Source organism: Streptomyces sp. NPDC057253 (assembly GCF_042669125.1).
GTDB lineage: Bacteria > Actinomycetota > Actinomycetes > Streptomycetales > Streptomycetaceae > Streptomyces.
Window position 1 is genome coordinate 1 of record NZ_JBHUXV010000068.1, and the last position, 12792, is coordinate 12792.

A 12792-nucleotide genomic window follows, 5' to 3' on the forward strand; every position below is an offset into this window, starting at 1 on the left:
GTGACCGACGGTCACCGGGCCCTTTCCACGCGCCTCTCGTCCCACACCGGCCCGTCGGTCTCGCGCACCCGCCCGTCCGAGCCGAAGACCAGGAAGCGGTCGAAGGAGCGGGCGAACCAGCGGTCGTGGGTGACCGCGAGCACCGTCCCGTCGAAGGCCTCCAGGCCGTCCTGGAGGGCCTCCGCGGACTCCAGGTCCAGGTTGTCCGTGGGCTCGTCCAGGAGCAGCGCGGTAACGCCCTGGAGTTCCAGGAGAAGGATCTGGAAGCGGGCCTGCTGGCCTCCGGAGAGCCGGTCGAAGCTCTGCTCGGCCTGGCCGGTCAGCTCGTAGCGGCGCAGCCGGGACATCGCGGCGCCGCGGTCCTGGGCGTGCTCCTTCCAGAGGATGTCGAGGAGGGTGCGGCCGAAGAGCTCGGGGTGGGCGTGGGTCTGCGCGAAGTGTCCGGGCACGACCCGCGCGCCGAGCTTCCACTCCCCCGTGTGCGCGACGGTGGAGTCCCCGGCCAGCAGCCGCAGGAAGTGCGACTTGCCCGAGCCGTTGGAGCCGAGGACGGCGACGCGCTCGCCGTAGAACACCTCCAGGTCGAAGGGGTTCATCAGCCCGGTGAGCTCAAGTCCCTTGCAGGTGACGGCCCTCACTCCGGTGCGGCCGCCCTTGAGCCGCATCGTGATGTCCTGCTCGCGCGGCGGCTCGGGCGGCGGCCCCGCCTCCTCGAACTTGCGCAGCCGGGTCTGGGCCGCCTGGTAGCGGGAGGCCAACTCATGGCTGATGGAGGCGGCCTGACGGAGGTTCAGCACCAGCTTCTTCAGCTGCGCGTGCTTCTCGTCCCAGCGCCTGCGCAACTCCTCGAAGCGGGCGAAGCGTTCCCGCCGCGCCTCGTGATAGGTGGCGAAACCACCGCCGTGCACCCAGGCGTCCGCCCCGGCCGGCGAGGGCTCCACCGAGACGATCTTCTCGGCGGCCCGCGACAGCAGCTCCCGGTCGTGGGAGACGAAGAGAACCGTCTTGCGGGTCTCCCCCAGCCGCTCCTCCAGCCAGCGCTTGCCGGGCACGTCGAGGTAGTTGTCCGGCTCGTCGAGCAGCAGCACCTCGTCCGTGCCGCGCAGCAGCGCCTCCAGCACGAGCCGCTTCTGCTCACCGCCGGACAGCGTCCGCACCTGCCGGAACTGCGCCTTGTCGTACGGCACCCCGAGCGCGGCCGTGGTGCACATGTCCCACAGCGTCTCGGACTCGTACCCGCGCACCTCTGCCCAGTCGGACAGGGCCTGCGCGTACGTCAGCTGGGCGGCCTCGTCGTCGACGGTCATGATCAGGTGCTCGGCCCGGTCCACGGCCTCGGCGGCCTCACGGATCCGCGGCGGCGCCACCGACACCAGCAGATCCCGTACGGTCGTCTCGTCCCGTACGGACCCCACGAACTGGCGCATCACCCCCAGGCCGCCACTCACGGTGACCGTGCCGCCGTGCGGCTTCAGCTCCCCGGAGATCAGCCGCAGCAGCGTGGTCTTCCCGGCCCCGTTGGGCCCGACGAGCGCCACGACGGCCCCTTCCCCCACCCGGAACGACACATCGCCGAGCAGCGCCCTCCCGTCGGGAAGGTAGTACTCGAGGTGTGCGGCTTCCAGATGTCCCATGGGCGGCATTGTCGACGGGAGGGCGGGACCTGGGCAAACGCATATGTCTCGACGGGCGCCGCCGTGCCCCCACCGCCCGGGAACTGATTGACCGTCAGTCCACATGGCAATACACGGGTCTCACCATGCGACATGCGAGGCGTACGGTTCAGTCATGTCGAAATCTCAGGGCACACCGCAGGAGACCGCCGTCTACACGCACGGGCACCACGAGTCCGTGCTGCGCTCGCACACCTGGCGCACCGCCGCCAACTCGGCGGCCTATCTGCTCGGTTCGCTGAAGCCGCACATGAAGATCCTGGACATCGGCTGCGGACCGGGCACCATCACCGCCGACCTGGCCGCGCTGGTCCCGGACGGGCACGTCACCGGCGTGGATCACGCACCGGGCATCCTGGACCAGGCACGGGCCGTCGCGGCCGAACGGGGTCTGACCAACGTCGACTTCGCGGTCGCGGACGTGCACGCCCTGGACTACCCCGACGACACCTTCTGCGTGGTCCACGCCCACCAGGTGCTCCAGCACGTCGGCGACCCGGTGCGGGCGCTGCGCGAGATGACGCGGGTCACCAGGCCCGGCGGCTACATCGCGGTCCGCGACGGGGACTACGCCGCCATGACCTGGTACCCGGCGTCCGCGGGGCTCGACGACTGGCTGGACCTGTACCGCCGGGTGGCCCGCGCCAACGGCGGGGAGCCGGACGCCGGGCGCCGGCTGAAGTCCTGGGCGCTGCGGGCGGGCCTGACGGACATCACGGCGACCTCCGGGACCTGGACCTACTCCACCGCCGAGGAGCGCGCGTGGTGGAGCGGGCTGTGGGCGGACCGCACGCTGGCCTCCGCGTACGCGGAGCGGGCCACCGGGGGCGGCCACGCCACCGAGCGGGAACTGCGGGCCGTATCGGACGCCTGGCGGGAATGGGGCAAGCAGGAGGACGGCTGGTTCTGTGTCCTGCACGGGGAAATTCTGTGCAGAAAGGACGCCTGAAGAACCGTAAAAGGGAAACCCGGAATGCAGGAGGTTCAGATCATGATTGCCATGCTGCTCATTCTGCTTCTGGTATTGATTCTCTTCGGTGCCGGATTCGCGGTGAAGATTCTCTGGTGGATCGCACTGGCCGTGCTGGTCCTGTGGCTGCTGGGCTTCCTGATGCGTGGGACGGCAGCGGGCGGCGGCAGGAGCCGCTGGTACAGGTGGTGAGACACCCCGAGATCACCCGGAATCATTTTCCGAGAGACCGGAGTCATTCCCGGGGAAGCAATGGCCCCAGCGGTCCGAGGTCGAGGTTCAGGTCCTCGGGCCGCAGTCCGTAGCGCTCGCGCAGCTCGGTCATGCGGTCGTCGAGCAGCATCAGGGTGAGCCCGATCCGCTCCTCCTGCTCCTCGCTCAGGTCGCCCTCGTCGAACCGGCGCAGCGCCTGGCGCTCCATGAGCTGCCGCAGCAGCTCCACCACGGTCAGGACGAGTTTGACCAGGTCCCGCTCCACGGTGTCGGGCTCCAGGTCCAGCCGGTTGGGTCGGGCGGTCACGTCAGTCTCCCCAGGGTGAGGGTACTTGCGCGTTGACCGAGCTGATCAGCGCGTTCAGGTCGATGCGGACGAGATCGACGTCCGCGATGCGCAGGGTGATGTCCCCCGTGATGACGACCCCGCCGGCCAGCAGCCGGTCGAGGAGGTCGACGAGGGCCACCTCGCGCCGTTCGATCACGGTCACGGGCGCTCCTCCTCACTGGGTTCGGTGAGTTCCGTGAAGGAATACGCGGCCCACGGTCCTGTGAGTTCCACGCGCATTCCCGGGGTGTCGTCCTTCATACGGTCCACCAGTTCCACGAATTCCTCGGAATCGGTGCGCGGGACGAGATAAGCGGCATTGAGCACATTGCGTCCGGGGGCGCCGGAAAGCGTGGCGTTCTGCGGGGCGTGCAGCCGGGAGTCCTCGGCGTGGGCGGACAGCATGTCGTGAACTCTGGTCGCGAATTCCTCCGCTTTCTGCCAGCTGTCCTCGTGCGCCCTGGTCTGCTGCCGCCGCTGCCGCAGATAATCACGGCCGGACACCGGCTGGGCCGGCTTTTCCTGCTCCGGCTCGCGCTTCTCGGCCTCGGCGTACACCTTGACGCCCCATTCGACCCGGCCCTCGACCCGGTCGAGGATGCGATGGAAGTCCAGTTCGCGCGCCTCCATCATCGTCCGCACGCCGCTGTCGTCCCGGAAGACGGTGCCGAGCCTGAGCGGCAGCGGGGTGGTGACGGCGGTCAGCGCGTCGATGACGAGCTGGTGGGCCCGCGCCGTGGCGGTCAGCCACTCCAGGTCCTCCAGATGGGCCCGGAGCGGGGCTTCGGCGAAGTCCCGCTCCGGCACATGGCTCACCACGGCGATCAGTCCGTGGTGGGTGAGCAGCCGCGGCGGATCGCCCCCCAGTCCCGTGAGCTGGGACTGGAGGGCGGCGCCGAAGGGACGGCACACGGCGTAGACGTAGCGAAGTCCGGTCATGAACCCTCCTTCTGCGCCCGGCTGGGCTCCAGTTCCTCCAGCCGGGCCAGCCGCTCGCGCAACTCTGCGTTCTCACGGGACAGTTCGTCGCGGCGGGCCTTGGTGGACAGGGCCGGGTCGTCCTCCCACCAGTCGATGCCCATCTCCTTGGCCTTGTCGACGGAGGCGACGATGAGCCGCAGCTTGATGGTGAGCAGCTCGATGTCGAGCAGGTTGATGCGGATGTCGCCCGCGATGACGATGCCCTTGTCCAGCACTCGCTCCAGGATGTCGGCCAGGTTCGCACCGCTCCCCTGGCCGTACGGGTCCGGGAGCCGGCTGGGCATGCTCATCGTCGGCTCCCGCCCTCGGCGTACTCTTCCTCGTCCTCCAGAGCCTCTTCGTCCTCGGGCAGCTCGTCCTCGGGCTCCTCGTCCTCGGCGAGCTCGTCCTCAGCCTCCTCGTCCTCGGGCTCCTCCTCGTCGTACTCCTCGTACTCGTCCTCGGCTTCCTCGTCCGGGACGTCCTCGTCCTCTTCCTCGTCCTCGTCGCGGAGCTCGTCGTCCGGCTCGGTGTCCTCGTCCTCGGAGGCCTCGGCGCCCTCCTCGTCGGCGCCCTCCTCTTCCTCCTCGGCCACCGCGTCCTCGTGGCTCTTGACGACCTCGCCGTCCTGGATCTCCCCGCGCCAGCCGTCCTCCGCCTCGCCCTTGAGGGTGATGAAGCGGGCGAAGTGCTTGAGGTCCAGCCGGGTCCGGCGGCCCTGGGCGCGCCAGATGTTGCCGGTCTTCTCGAACAGGCCACTGGGGTAGTACTCGATCACCAGCAGGACACGGGTGAGGTTGTCGGCGAGCTTGTGGAAGGTGACGACGCCCTTGGTCGTGCCCTTGGCGCCCTCCGACGTCCACTGGATCCGTTCGTCCGGGACCTGTTCGGTGGTGGTCGCCTTCCAGCTGCGGTTGGACCAGAAGATCTTCGCCTGCCAGTCGCTGTGGGTGTCGTCGGCGCGGTTCGCGCTCTTGACGCCCTTCGCGAAGGTGGAGAAGTCCTGGTACTGCGTCCACTGGTCGTAGGCGGTGCGCAGGTCCACGCCGACATCGATGAACTCGATGATCACCGTGGGCTTCTGGCCCGCGCCGCCCTTCTTCTTGCCCTTGCCGCCGCCGAGGTTCTTGAAGGCGCCGACCACGCTGTCCTTGGCCTTGCCCGCTCCGAGCTCCAGCGCGCTGCGCAGCGGCCCCTTGCCCTCGGCGAGCTTCTTGCCGCCGTCGAGGGCGAGCTTGGCGAAACCGGGGCTGTTTCCCTCGGCGATGTCGTTCAGCTTGCCGGTGGTCTCGCCCAGCTTGTGGCCGACGCCGACCAGCATCCGCTGGACCTGCGCGGAGAGGTATTCCTGCACCTCGGCCTTGAGCCGGTCGGCGGCCTCGCTGTGGGCCACCTCGGTCAGCGGGTTGCTCTTGGCCTTGTCGGTGGCGTCGCGTGCGGATCCGAGTGTCTCGGTCATCACTCACCGCCTCCCTTCGGCAGCCGGGCCCGGGTGCCTCGGCCGGCCCCCCTGGCTCCGGTCGCCGTCTTGGCGGCCGTCTTCTTCGCCGTGGTCTTCTTGGCCGCGGTCTTCTTGCCGGCCGAGCGACCCTGCGAGGCCTTCTTGGCCGGCGCCTTCTTCGTGGGCGCCTTCTTGGCCGTCTTCTTCGCGGGGGCCCTCTTGGCCGTCTTCCTCGCCGCGGCCGGAGCCTCGTCGGACTCGTCGTCCTCGGCGTCGTCGTCGGCGTCGTCGCGCTCGTCCTCGTCCGAGGGCTCCTGGTCGGAGTCGGCGTCCCTGCCGCCCCTGGTGCCAGTCTCCTCCTCGTCCCGTTCCTCGTCCTCTTCGGAGTCCTCGTCCTCGGAGAGGCCGGGCACCTCCTGCGTCACGCCCGAGAGCTGGTCGCGGACCTCGGCGGTGCGGCCGTGCAGCCGGTCGGCGAGCGCCTCGATCTGCCGCTCCACCATGGCCCCCGAGGCCGCCTTGCCGACGCCTCGCAGATCCTCGCGGAGCGTGTCCCCTATATCCTTGAACTGCGGATTCTTCAGCAGCTGCTGGGAGACCAGGTCACCGATCGCCTTCGGGCTGAGGTGCATCCGCTTGCCGGCCACGAGCGTGCCGACGGCGAAGGCGAGTTTCAGCTTCTTCGTACGTCCTAGGAGGTATCCGGCCCCTACCGCGAGGCCCATTCCCACTCGGTTCATCGTGTCGTCCCGTCGCCAGTCCCCGCGCCACCGCGCAGGCCGATCTCCAGTCGTTCGAGGAGTTCGTCCTCCTGTCGGTCGAATTCCTCCTCGTCGATCTCGCCCGCCTCAAGGCGCTCCTCGAGTCGGGCCAGTTCGGCCCGGACCGCCGCCGGGTCGTAGTAGAGGCGCTCCGCTTCCTGCAGCACCTGTCTGATCACCCAGGCGCTGCCGCGCACCGGGGCGAAGGGCAGCAGCAGCACCTCTCCGATAAGACCCACGGCGGCTCACTCCTCCGCGTGGTCGATGCCCACCGTGGTGCCCGCGGGCCCGCCCGGTCCGGGTTCGACGAAGCTGTACGGCGGCAGCGGGCCGTTGACCCGCAGGTCGAGGTGCGGATGGCTCTTGCGGAGCTGCTCGACCGCTTCCAGGAAGCCGGAAGCCGAGTCCCGTGGCACGAGGAAGGAGATGTTGGCCAGCCAGCCGGAGGACTCGGGGCCCACGCTGATCGCCTCGGCGACCGGCTCCAGGGTCCCCTGGACCTCCTGCGCGTCCTCGGCCTCGCGGGCCTTGACGGCGGCCACGACCATCTCGCCGAGCCTGAGGCGCTGTTCGTAACTGCCGCCGCCCGCCTGCCGGTTGGCCTCGGTGACGGAGCGGATCTCCGGGTTGTCGGACATCACGCGGTGCAGTACGGCCTCTTCGTCGTGCGTGGCCTTGACGTTGTACTCGACCTTGCCCTCGAGGGTGCGCAGCCGCTCCTTGTAGTGGTCCGCGCGCTCCGCGAGCACCGAGGTGACGGTGTTGTCGTCGGGCGCCACGCTGCCGAACCTCATGGGCAGCACGGAACCCTCCGCGCCGGCCTCGCTCAGCACGTTCTGGTGGGCGAGCAGGTCACGGCGCTTGGGCCTCAGGCCCTCGGGGGCGTCGCTGACGATGGCCGCCAGGTCGCCCTCCTTCAGCACCCGCACCTCACGTGCGGGGTCGCCGACCCCTCCCAGGCCCTCGGGAAGACCGGGGTGGGAGGCGGCGGTGATGCCGTACACGTACGTGCTCACTCCTGCTCCTCCTTACGGCGCGAGGCGGTGGACTTGCGGGTGCGCGGCCGGGACTCGCTCTGGCCGTCGCCCTCACGGGCCTGCTTGAAGGCGTCGGAGATGGTCTCCGCGGCGCCGGAGAGTGCGCCCTTGGACTTGCCGCGCGCGCCGGACTCGGTGATCTCGCCCATGATGTCGGGCAGGCCCGGGCTCTTGTTCCGGCCGGACTCCAGGTCGAGCCGGTTGCACGCCTCGGCGAAGCGCAGATAGGTGTCGACGCTGGCCACCACGACCCGTACGTCGATCTTCAGGATCTCGATGCCCACGAGGGAGACCCGCACGAATGCGTCGATGACGAGCCCCCTGTCGAGGACAAGCTCCAGGACGTCGTAGAGACCACTGGTGCCGCCTCCACCGCCCTGCTGTGCCGGAACGACGGTCATGCCGACCATGCCTCCTTGTCGGTGCTGTCGTGAACGGATGTCCGATGTGGGCGGCCTAGCGACCGCCCTGCCTGTGTGCGTCGGACCGGCCGCGTTCGTAGCGGCGGACCCGCCGGTAGCCGGTGAGCTGACCCTCTGAGTCGAGTTCGACCTGGTAGCTCGCCATCAGGCTCATCGTGTCGGGAACACGGGAGAGTTCGAGGACCTCGATCTCCACCGACCAGCCGTCCTCGGTCTGCTCGAAGGAGGAGACGTTCTCGGAAGGCATGCCGGTCAGCTCGGAGAGCTGGGCGCGCGCTTGGCGCAGCACCTCCATCGGCTTGGGCCGCCGTTCCTTGGGCTGGGGCCGTCGCTCGTCCGTCACGTTCTCTTCCGTGTCCTTTTCTTCCCCTCTGGGGGAATTCCGTGAATTCTGTGATGCAGATGTGTCTCTTGTGTTCGCCATGGCCACCTCTCACCTCGGGTGGCCGCTCATACGTTCGCCAAACCTTCAGGAGGACATCAACGCGTCGAGCCTGCGCCGGGCCGGTCCCAGAGCCCGTCCTCTGCCCGGAATCCCGGCCCATGGATTGCCGCGGGCCTGCTCCACGGCGTCCGCGATGGTCCAGCGGCGGGCGTCGAGGCCCGGATCGTCGAGCTGGGACCAGGCCATCGGGGTGGCCACGGGAGCTCCGGGTTTCGCACGGACGGTGAAGGGGGCGACGGCGGTCTGCGCGTAGCCGTTGCGCTGAATGTCCAGGTAGAGGCGGTCGCCGCGGTCCTTCTTGCGGGCGGCGGTGGTGAGGCGGTCGGGGTGCCCGGCGACCAGGGTGTCGGCGACGTCCCGGGCGAACGCGCGCACCTCGTCGAAGTCGTGCCGGCCGTCGAGGGGCACGATCACATGCAGTCCGCGGGAGCCGGTGGTCATCAGCGCGGAGGGCAGTTTCAGCTCGTCGAGCAGTTCCCCGAGCAGCTGGGCCGCCTCCCGCACGGCGCCGAAGTCGTCCCCGGCCGGGTCGAGGTCGAAGACCATCCGGTCGGGCCGCTCGACGCTGCCGGCCCGGGACAGCCAGCGGTGCAGGGTGAGGGAGGCCTGGTCGGCGAGGTACAGCAGGGTGGCGGTGTCGTCGCAGACGGTGTGGCAGACCGTGCCGCCCTCCTTCGTCACCTCGACGCGGTGGATCCACTCCGGGTAGGACTCCGGGGTGTTCTTCTGCATGAACCGGGGCCCCGCGAGGCCGTCCGGATGCCGTTCCAGCATCAGTGGACGGCCTCGCAGGTGGGGCAGCATGAACGGCGCGACGGACCGGTAGTAGTCGACGAGATCGCCCTTGGTGTACTCCTTGGCGCCGTCGCCGCCGGGGAAGAGCACCTTGTCGGGCCGGTGCACCTCGACGGTGTGCTTCCCCGTGCGTACGGTCCGTACGTCGTCCCCGCTCACGGCACGATCGCCTGCTCCACGAGGAGCCGGCCGGCGGCCGCGACGGACTCGGCGTCGATGCCCGCGGCGTGCAGCTGCTCCTCGGGCGAGGCCGAGCCCGGCATCGTGCGGACCGCGAGGCGCACCAGGCGCGGTACGGGCCGGCCGTCGGTGAAGGCGTCGAGGACGGCGTCGCCGAGGCCGCCCTCCTCGTGGTGGTCCTCCACGGTCAGCAGGCAGCCGGTGTCCTCGGCGGCCCGGCGCAGGGTGTCCCGGTCGACGGGCTTGACCGAGTAGAGGTCGATCACCCGCACCCGGATGCCCTCCTCCGCCAGCGCGTCGGCGGCCTTGAGCGCCTCGGGGACGGTGACGCCCGCCGCGACGATCGTCATCCGGTCGTCCGCGGAGGAGCGCAGCACCTTGCTGCCGCCGACGGGGAACTCCTCCTCGGGCCCGTAGATCACCGGGCTCTCGCCGCGGCCGGTGCGCAGATAGCGGATGCCGTCCAGGTCGGCCATGGCGGCGACCAGGTGCGCGGTCTGGTTGGCGTCGCACGGGTACAGCACGGTCGAGCCGTGCACCGCCCGCATCATCGCGAGGTCCTCCAGGCCCATCTGGCTGGGCCCGTCCTGTCCGATGGCGACACCCGCGTGCGAGCCGACGAGGTTGATCCCGGCGCCGCTGATGGAGGCCATGCGCACGAAGTCGTGGGCGCGGGTGAGGAAGGCCGCGAAGGTTCCGGCGTACGGCACCCAGCCGCGCGCGGCGAGCCCGACGGCGGCCGCGACCATCTGCTGCTCGGCGATGTAGCACTCGAAGTAGCGGTCGGGGTGTTCCTTGGCGAACAGCTCGGTGCGGGTGGAGTCGCCGACCTCGCCGTCGAGGGCGACGACGTCGCCGCGTCCGGTGCCGAGGGCGGTGAGCGCGTGGCCGTAGGCGTCCCGGGTCGCCACCTCCTCGCCGAGGTCCCAGCGGGGCAGTTCGACGTGCCCGGCGCGGACGGCGTGCGGGACACGGGCGGCCGGCGGCTCCTGCACCCGGATACGGAGGTCGCGGACGCCGCCGAGCTCCTCGATGGCGTCGTCGGCGTTCTTCAGCGGCTTTCCGTGCAGTCCCTCGCGGTCCTCGACGTCCTCGACGCCCTTGCCCTTGAGGGTCCGGGCGATGACCGCGGTGGGCTGGCCCTTGGTGGACTCGGCCTCGCCGTAGGCGCGGTCGACGGCGTCCACGTCGTGTCCGTCGACCTCCACGGTGTGCCAGCCGAAGGCCTGGAAGCGGCGGGCGTAGGCGTCGAGGTCGTGTCCGTGCCGGGTCGGGCCGCGCTGGCCGAGCCGGTTGACGTCGACGATGACGGTGAGGTTGTCGAGGTGCTCGTGACCGGCGTGTTCGGCGGCCTCCCACACGGAGCCCTCGGCGAGTTCGCTGTCGCCGCACAGCACCCACACGCGGTAGTCGGTGCGGTCCAGCCGCTTCCCGGCCAGCGCGATGCCGACGCCCACGGGCAGTCCCTGGCCGAGCGAGCCGGTCGCCGTCTCGACCCACGGCAGCCGACGCGGGGTCGGGTGTCCTTCGAGGCGGCTGCCGATTTTGCGGAAGGTCAGCAGCTCCTCGTCGTCGATGGCGCCGACCGCCTTGTAGGTGGCGTACATCAGCGGTGAGGCGTGGCCCTTCGACAGGATGAAGCGGTCGTTGCCGGGGTGGTCGGGGCGGTCGAAGTCGTAGCGGAAGTGGTGTGCGAAGAGGACGGCCATCAGGTCCGCGGCGGACATCGAGGAGGTGGGGTGCCCGGAGCCCGCGGCGGCGGAGGCGCGGACGCTGTCCACGCGCAACTGCTGGGCGAGTTCGACGAGTTCACCGGTGTTCATGAGTCTCCTTCCGCGGAGTCCGCGTCGGTGCGCTTGACGGGGCCGGGGCCCGGCCGGTTCTTGGCGGGTTCCCCACCGGGTTGCTTCTTCGCGGGTTCCCCGCCGGGCTGGTTCTTCGCGGGTTCCCCGCCGGGCTGGTTCTTGGCGGGCTGGTCGTCGGAGTGGGCCTCCCGGGCCTTCGCCTCCGTGATCACCGCCTCGCCCGCACTCGGTTCCACGTCCTGCACCTCCCTGACCTCCTTCGGCGGGTCCGCCTCCTTCGCCGGCCCCGGATCGTCCTGGTCGAGCGCGTCCTGCCCCGGCAGGGTGTCCCGCGCCGTCGCCGCCCCCGGACCGGAGCGCGCGGCGGCCTCCTCACGTGACCGCGGCCGACCGGGCACCCGGGCCAGCTCCGGTGACGCCGTGTCCAGCGGCACCGACCAGGACCGGACGAGGCCCAACTGGACGGCCTGGCGCGGCAGTACGGCGTCCAGGAGCCAGTCGGCGGCCACCCGGACGCGGTTGCCGGGCATCGCGGCGAGGTGGTAGCCGCGGGTGACCGCACCCGCGACGGGCCCGGACAGCGGGATGTGCAGCGGGTTCGCGGCGGCCTTGGCTCCTCCGAGGTCCACCACGAAGCCGAGGTCCCTGTGCCGGTACGGCTGCGGCTCGCCGTCCCCGAACGAGGCGGCGATGTTGCGCGCCACCGTCTTCCCGTGCCGCCAGGCATGCTGCGCGGTCATCGGCGTGAAGCTCCCGGGGTTGTCCAGATCCGGCACCGCGGCCGCGTCGCCGCAGGCGAACACCTCGGGTCGGCCCGGGAGTTGGAGGTAGGGGTCGACGACGAGCCGCCCGCGCTCGACGGGCTGCCCGGTGGACTCCACGAGCGGGTCCGGCCGTACGCCGACACACCACACCAGGGTCTTGGTGCCGACGAACTCGCCGTCGGTCAGCAGCACCCCGTCCGGCGTGGCCTCCTTCACGGACGTGCCCATGCGCACCTCCACCCCGCGCTCCCTCAGGGTGCGGTCGGCGGTGCTGGACAGGTGCTCGTCGAGTTCGGGCAGCACCCGGTCGGCGATGTCGAGGAGGATCCAGCGTGGCCGTACGCCTCCTGGCAGGGGGTGCTTGCGGACCTGCGCGTCGGTGTAGAGCTGCCCGTGCGCGGCCACCTCGGTGCCGGTGTAGCCGGCGCCGACCACCACGAAGGTGCAGCGGGCCTCGCAGCCGGCGCGGTCCTCCGCGGCGGCCGCGAGCTCCACCTGCCGGGTGACGTGGTCCCGCAGGTACAGCGCCTCGGGCAGTCCGCGGAAGCCGTGCGCGTACTCGGCGACCCCAGGGATGGGCAGGAGTTTGTTGACGCTGCCGACGGCCAGCACGAGCCGGTCGTAGGACAGGGTGTCGCGCTCGCCCTCCGGGCCGGTGTAGTGGACGGTCCGTCCGTCCATGTCGATGCGGTCGGCCTCGCCGAGGACCAGCCGCACCCGGGGCAGGGTGCCGGAGAGGGAGACGGTGACGCGTCGGGGTTCCAGGATGCCGGCGGCGACCTGGGGCAGCAGGGGCAGGTAGAGGAAGTAGTCGGTCGGGTTGAGCAGGGTGATGTCGGCCTTGCCGCGGGCTTTTCGGGACAGTTCCTTGGCCGTCCGGTACCCGGCGAAGCCGGCACCGACGATCACGATGCGGGGTCGACTCACGGTTCGCCTCCGGGGCTGTCGCGTACCTCGGGAGCCTTCCGCGTCCCCCTGGCCAGGACGCCCAAACGCCG

The 12792-nt window shown here is 70.6% G+C and carries 16 protein-coding genes; 2 read left to right on the top strand and 14 right to left on the bottom strand.

Going from position 1 to position 12792, the window contains the following annotated elements; all coding sequences use genetic code 11:
* Positions 1-11 precede the first annotated feature (11 nt).
* Positions 12-1634: an ABC-F family ATP-binding cassette domain-containing protein gene (locus ACFULQ_RS30465; RefSeq protein WP_383550054.1), complete on the bottom strand. Its 1623-nt coding sequence runs from the start codon at positions 1632-1634 to the stop codon at positions 12-14.
* A gap of 154 nt (positions 1635-1788) precedes the next feature.
* On the opposite strand from ACFULQ_RS30465, the gene ACFULQ_RS30470 reads away from it, so the two are divergent.
* Together ACFULQ_RS30470 and ACFULQ_RS30475 are read left to right on the top strand one after the other, a co-directional pair.
* Positions 1789-2622, top strand: coding sequence for a class I SAM-dependent methyltransferase (locus ACFULQ_RS30470; RefSeq protein ID WP_383550057.1), 834 nt, complete (start codon positions 1789-1791; stop codon positions 2620-2622).
* Between the two features lie 42 nt (positions 2623-2664).
* Positions 2665-2835, top strand: a complete 171-nt coding sequence (locus tag ACFULQ_RS30475) for a hydrophobic protein (protein WP_383550060.1) — start codon at positions 2665-2667, stop codon at positions 2833-2835.
* Between the two features lie 43 nt (positions 2836-2878).
* Here ACFULQ_RS30475 and ACFULQ_RS30480 read toward each other — a convergent pair whose 3' ends face one another.
* From ACFULQ_RS30480 to ACFULQ_RS30540, 13 genes are read right to left on the bottom strand one after another with little or no spacing between them, the layout of a single operon-like run.
* The gene (locus ACFULQ_RS30480; protein WP_020133311.1) at positions 2879-3163 is read right to left on the bottom strand and encodes a gas vesicle protein K; all 285 of its coding nucleotides are present in this window, start codon (positions 3161-3163) and stop codon (positions 2879-2881) included.
* A gap of 1 nt (position 3164) precedes the next feature.
* Positions 3165-3347: a gas vesicle protein gene (locus ACFULQ_RS30485; RefSeq protein WP_020133312.1), complete on the bottom strand. Its 183-nt coding sequence runs from the start codon at positions 3345-3347 to the stop codon at positions 3165-3167.
* Positions 3344-4123, bottom strand: a complete 780-nt coding sequence (locus ACFULQ_RS30490) for a GvpL/GvpF family gas vesicle protein (RefSeq protein WP_383550064.1) — start codon at positions 4121-4123, stop codon at positions 3344-3346. The genes ACFULQ_RS30485 and ACFULQ_RS30490 overlap by 4 nt, the downstream gene beginning before the upstream one ends.
* Complete coding sequence (locus tag ACFULQ_RS30495; RefSeq protein WP_383550066.1) at positions 4120-4455, bottom strand: gas vesicle protein; 336 nt, start codon at positions 4453-4455, stop codon at positions 4120-4122. The genes ACFULQ_RS30490 and ACFULQ_RS30495 overlap by 4 nt, the downstream gene beginning before the upstream one ends.
* A complete protein-coding gene (locus tag ACFULQ_RS30500) occupies positions 4452-5603 on the bottom strand; it encodes an SRPBCC family protein (RefSeq protein ID WP_383550069.1) in 1152 nt (383 codons plus the stop codon). The genes ACFULQ_RS30495 and ACFULQ_RS30500 overlap by 4 nt, the downstream gene beginning before the upstream one ends.
* A complete protein-coding gene (locus ACFULQ_RS30505) occupies positions 5603-6325 on the bottom strand; it encodes a DNA primase (RefSeq protein WP_383550072.1) in 723 nt (240 codons plus the stop codon). The genes ACFULQ_RS30500 and ACFULQ_RS30505 overlap by 1 nt, the downstream gene beginning before the upstream one ends.
* The gene (locus tag ACFULQ_RS30510; protein WP_383550075.1) at positions 6322-6585 is read right to left on the bottom strand and encodes a gas vesicle protein GvpG; all 264 of its coding nucleotides are present in this window, start codon (positions 6583-6585) and stop codon (positions 6322-6324) included. Before ACFULQ_RS30510 ends, ACFULQ_RS30505 begins: the two co-directional genes overlap by 4 nt.
* 6 nt (positions 6586-6591) lie before the next feature.
* Positions 6592-7362 carry a GvpL/GvpF family gas vesicle protein gene (locus ACFULQ_RS30515; RefSeq protein ID WP_383550078.1) on the bottom strand — a complete coding sequence of 257 codons (771 nt, stop codon included), beginning with the start codon at positions 7360-7362 and terminating at the stop codon, positions 6592-6594.
* The gene (locus ACFULQ_RS30520) at positions 7359-7784 is read right to left on the bottom strand and encodes a gas vesicle structural protein GvpA (RefSeq protein ID WP_330263473.1); all 426 of its coding nucleotides are present in this window, start codon (positions 7782-7784) and stop codon (positions 7359-7361) included. Before ACFULQ_RS30520 ends, ACFULQ_RS30515 begins: the two co-directional genes overlap by 4 nt.
* Positions 7785-7839: 55 nt before the next feature.
* Complete coding sequence (locus tag ACFULQ_RS30525; protein ID WP_383550081.1) at positions 7840-8229, bottom strand: gas vesicle protein; 390 nt, start codon at positions 8227-8229, stop codon at positions 7840-7842.
* A gap of 45 nt (positions 8230-8274) precedes the next feature.
* Entirely contained in the window at positions 8275-9204 is a 930-nt protein-coding gene (ligD, locus tag ACFULQ_RS30530; RefSeq protein ID WP_383550084.1) for a non-homologous end-joining DNA ligase, read from the bottom strand.
* On the bottom strand, positions 9201-11048 hold the full coding sequence (locus tag ACFULQ_RS30535) for a transketolase (RefSeq protein WP_383550087.1): 1848 nt from the start codon (positions 11046-11048) through the stop codon (positions 9201-9203). Before ACFULQ_RS30535 ends, ligD begins: the two co-directional genes overlap by 4 nt.
* Positions 11045-12721, bottom strand: coding sequence for an FAD-dependent oxidoreductase (locus ACFULQ_RS30540; RefSeq protein ID WP_383550089.1), 1677 nt, complete (start codon positions 12719-12721; stop codon positions 11045-11047). The genes ACFULQ_RS30535 and ACFULQ_RS30540 overlap by 4 nt, the downstream gene beginning before the upstream one ends.
* Between the last annotated feature and the right edge of the window lie 71 nt (positions 12722-12792).

Bases quoted from the DNA above. Each gene is read 5' to 3' on its own strand.
- ACFULQ_RS30500 (WP_383550069.1), bottom strand. From the start codon at position 5,603: ATGACCGAGACACTCGGATCCGCACGCGACGCCACCGACAAGGCCAAG.
- ACFULQ_RS30465 (WP_383550054.1), bottom strand. From the start codon at position 1,634: ATGGGACATCTGGAAGCCGCACACCTCGAGTACTACCTTCCCGACGGG.
- ACFULQ_RS30470 (WP_383550057.1), top strand. From the start codon at position 1,789: ATGTCGAAATCTCAGGGCACACCGCAGGAGACCGCCGTCTACACGCAC.
- ACFULQ_RS30525 (WP_383550081.1), bottom strand. From the start codon at position 8,229: ATGGCGAACACAAGAGACACATCTGCATCACAGAATTCACGGAATTCC.
- ACFULQ_RS30490 (WP_383550064.1), bottom strand. From the start codon at position 4,123: ATGACCGGACTTCGCTACGTCTACGCCGTGTGCCGTCCCTTCGGCGCC.
- ACFULQ_RS30505 (WP_383550072.1), bottom strand. From the start codon at position 6,325: ATGAACCGAGTGGGAATGGGCCTCGCGGTAGGGGCCGGATACCTCCTA.
- ACFULQ_RS30475 (WP_383550060.1), top strand. From the start codon at position 2,665: ATGATTGCCATGCTGCTCATTCTGCTTCTGGTATTGATTCTCTTCGGT.
- ACFULQ_RS30535 (WP_383550087.1), bottom strand. From the start codon at position 11,048: ATGAACACCGGTGAACTCGTCGAACTCGCCCAGCAGTTGCGCGTGGAC.
- ACFULQ_RS30520 (WP_330263473.1), bottom strand. From the start codon at position 7,784: ATGACCGTCGTTCCGGCACAGCAGGGCGGTGGAGGCGGCACCAGTGGT.
- ACFULQ_RS30495 (WP_383550066.1), bottom strand. From the start codon at position 4,455: ATGAGCATGCCCAGCCGGCTCCCGGACCCGTACGGCCAGGGGAGCGGT.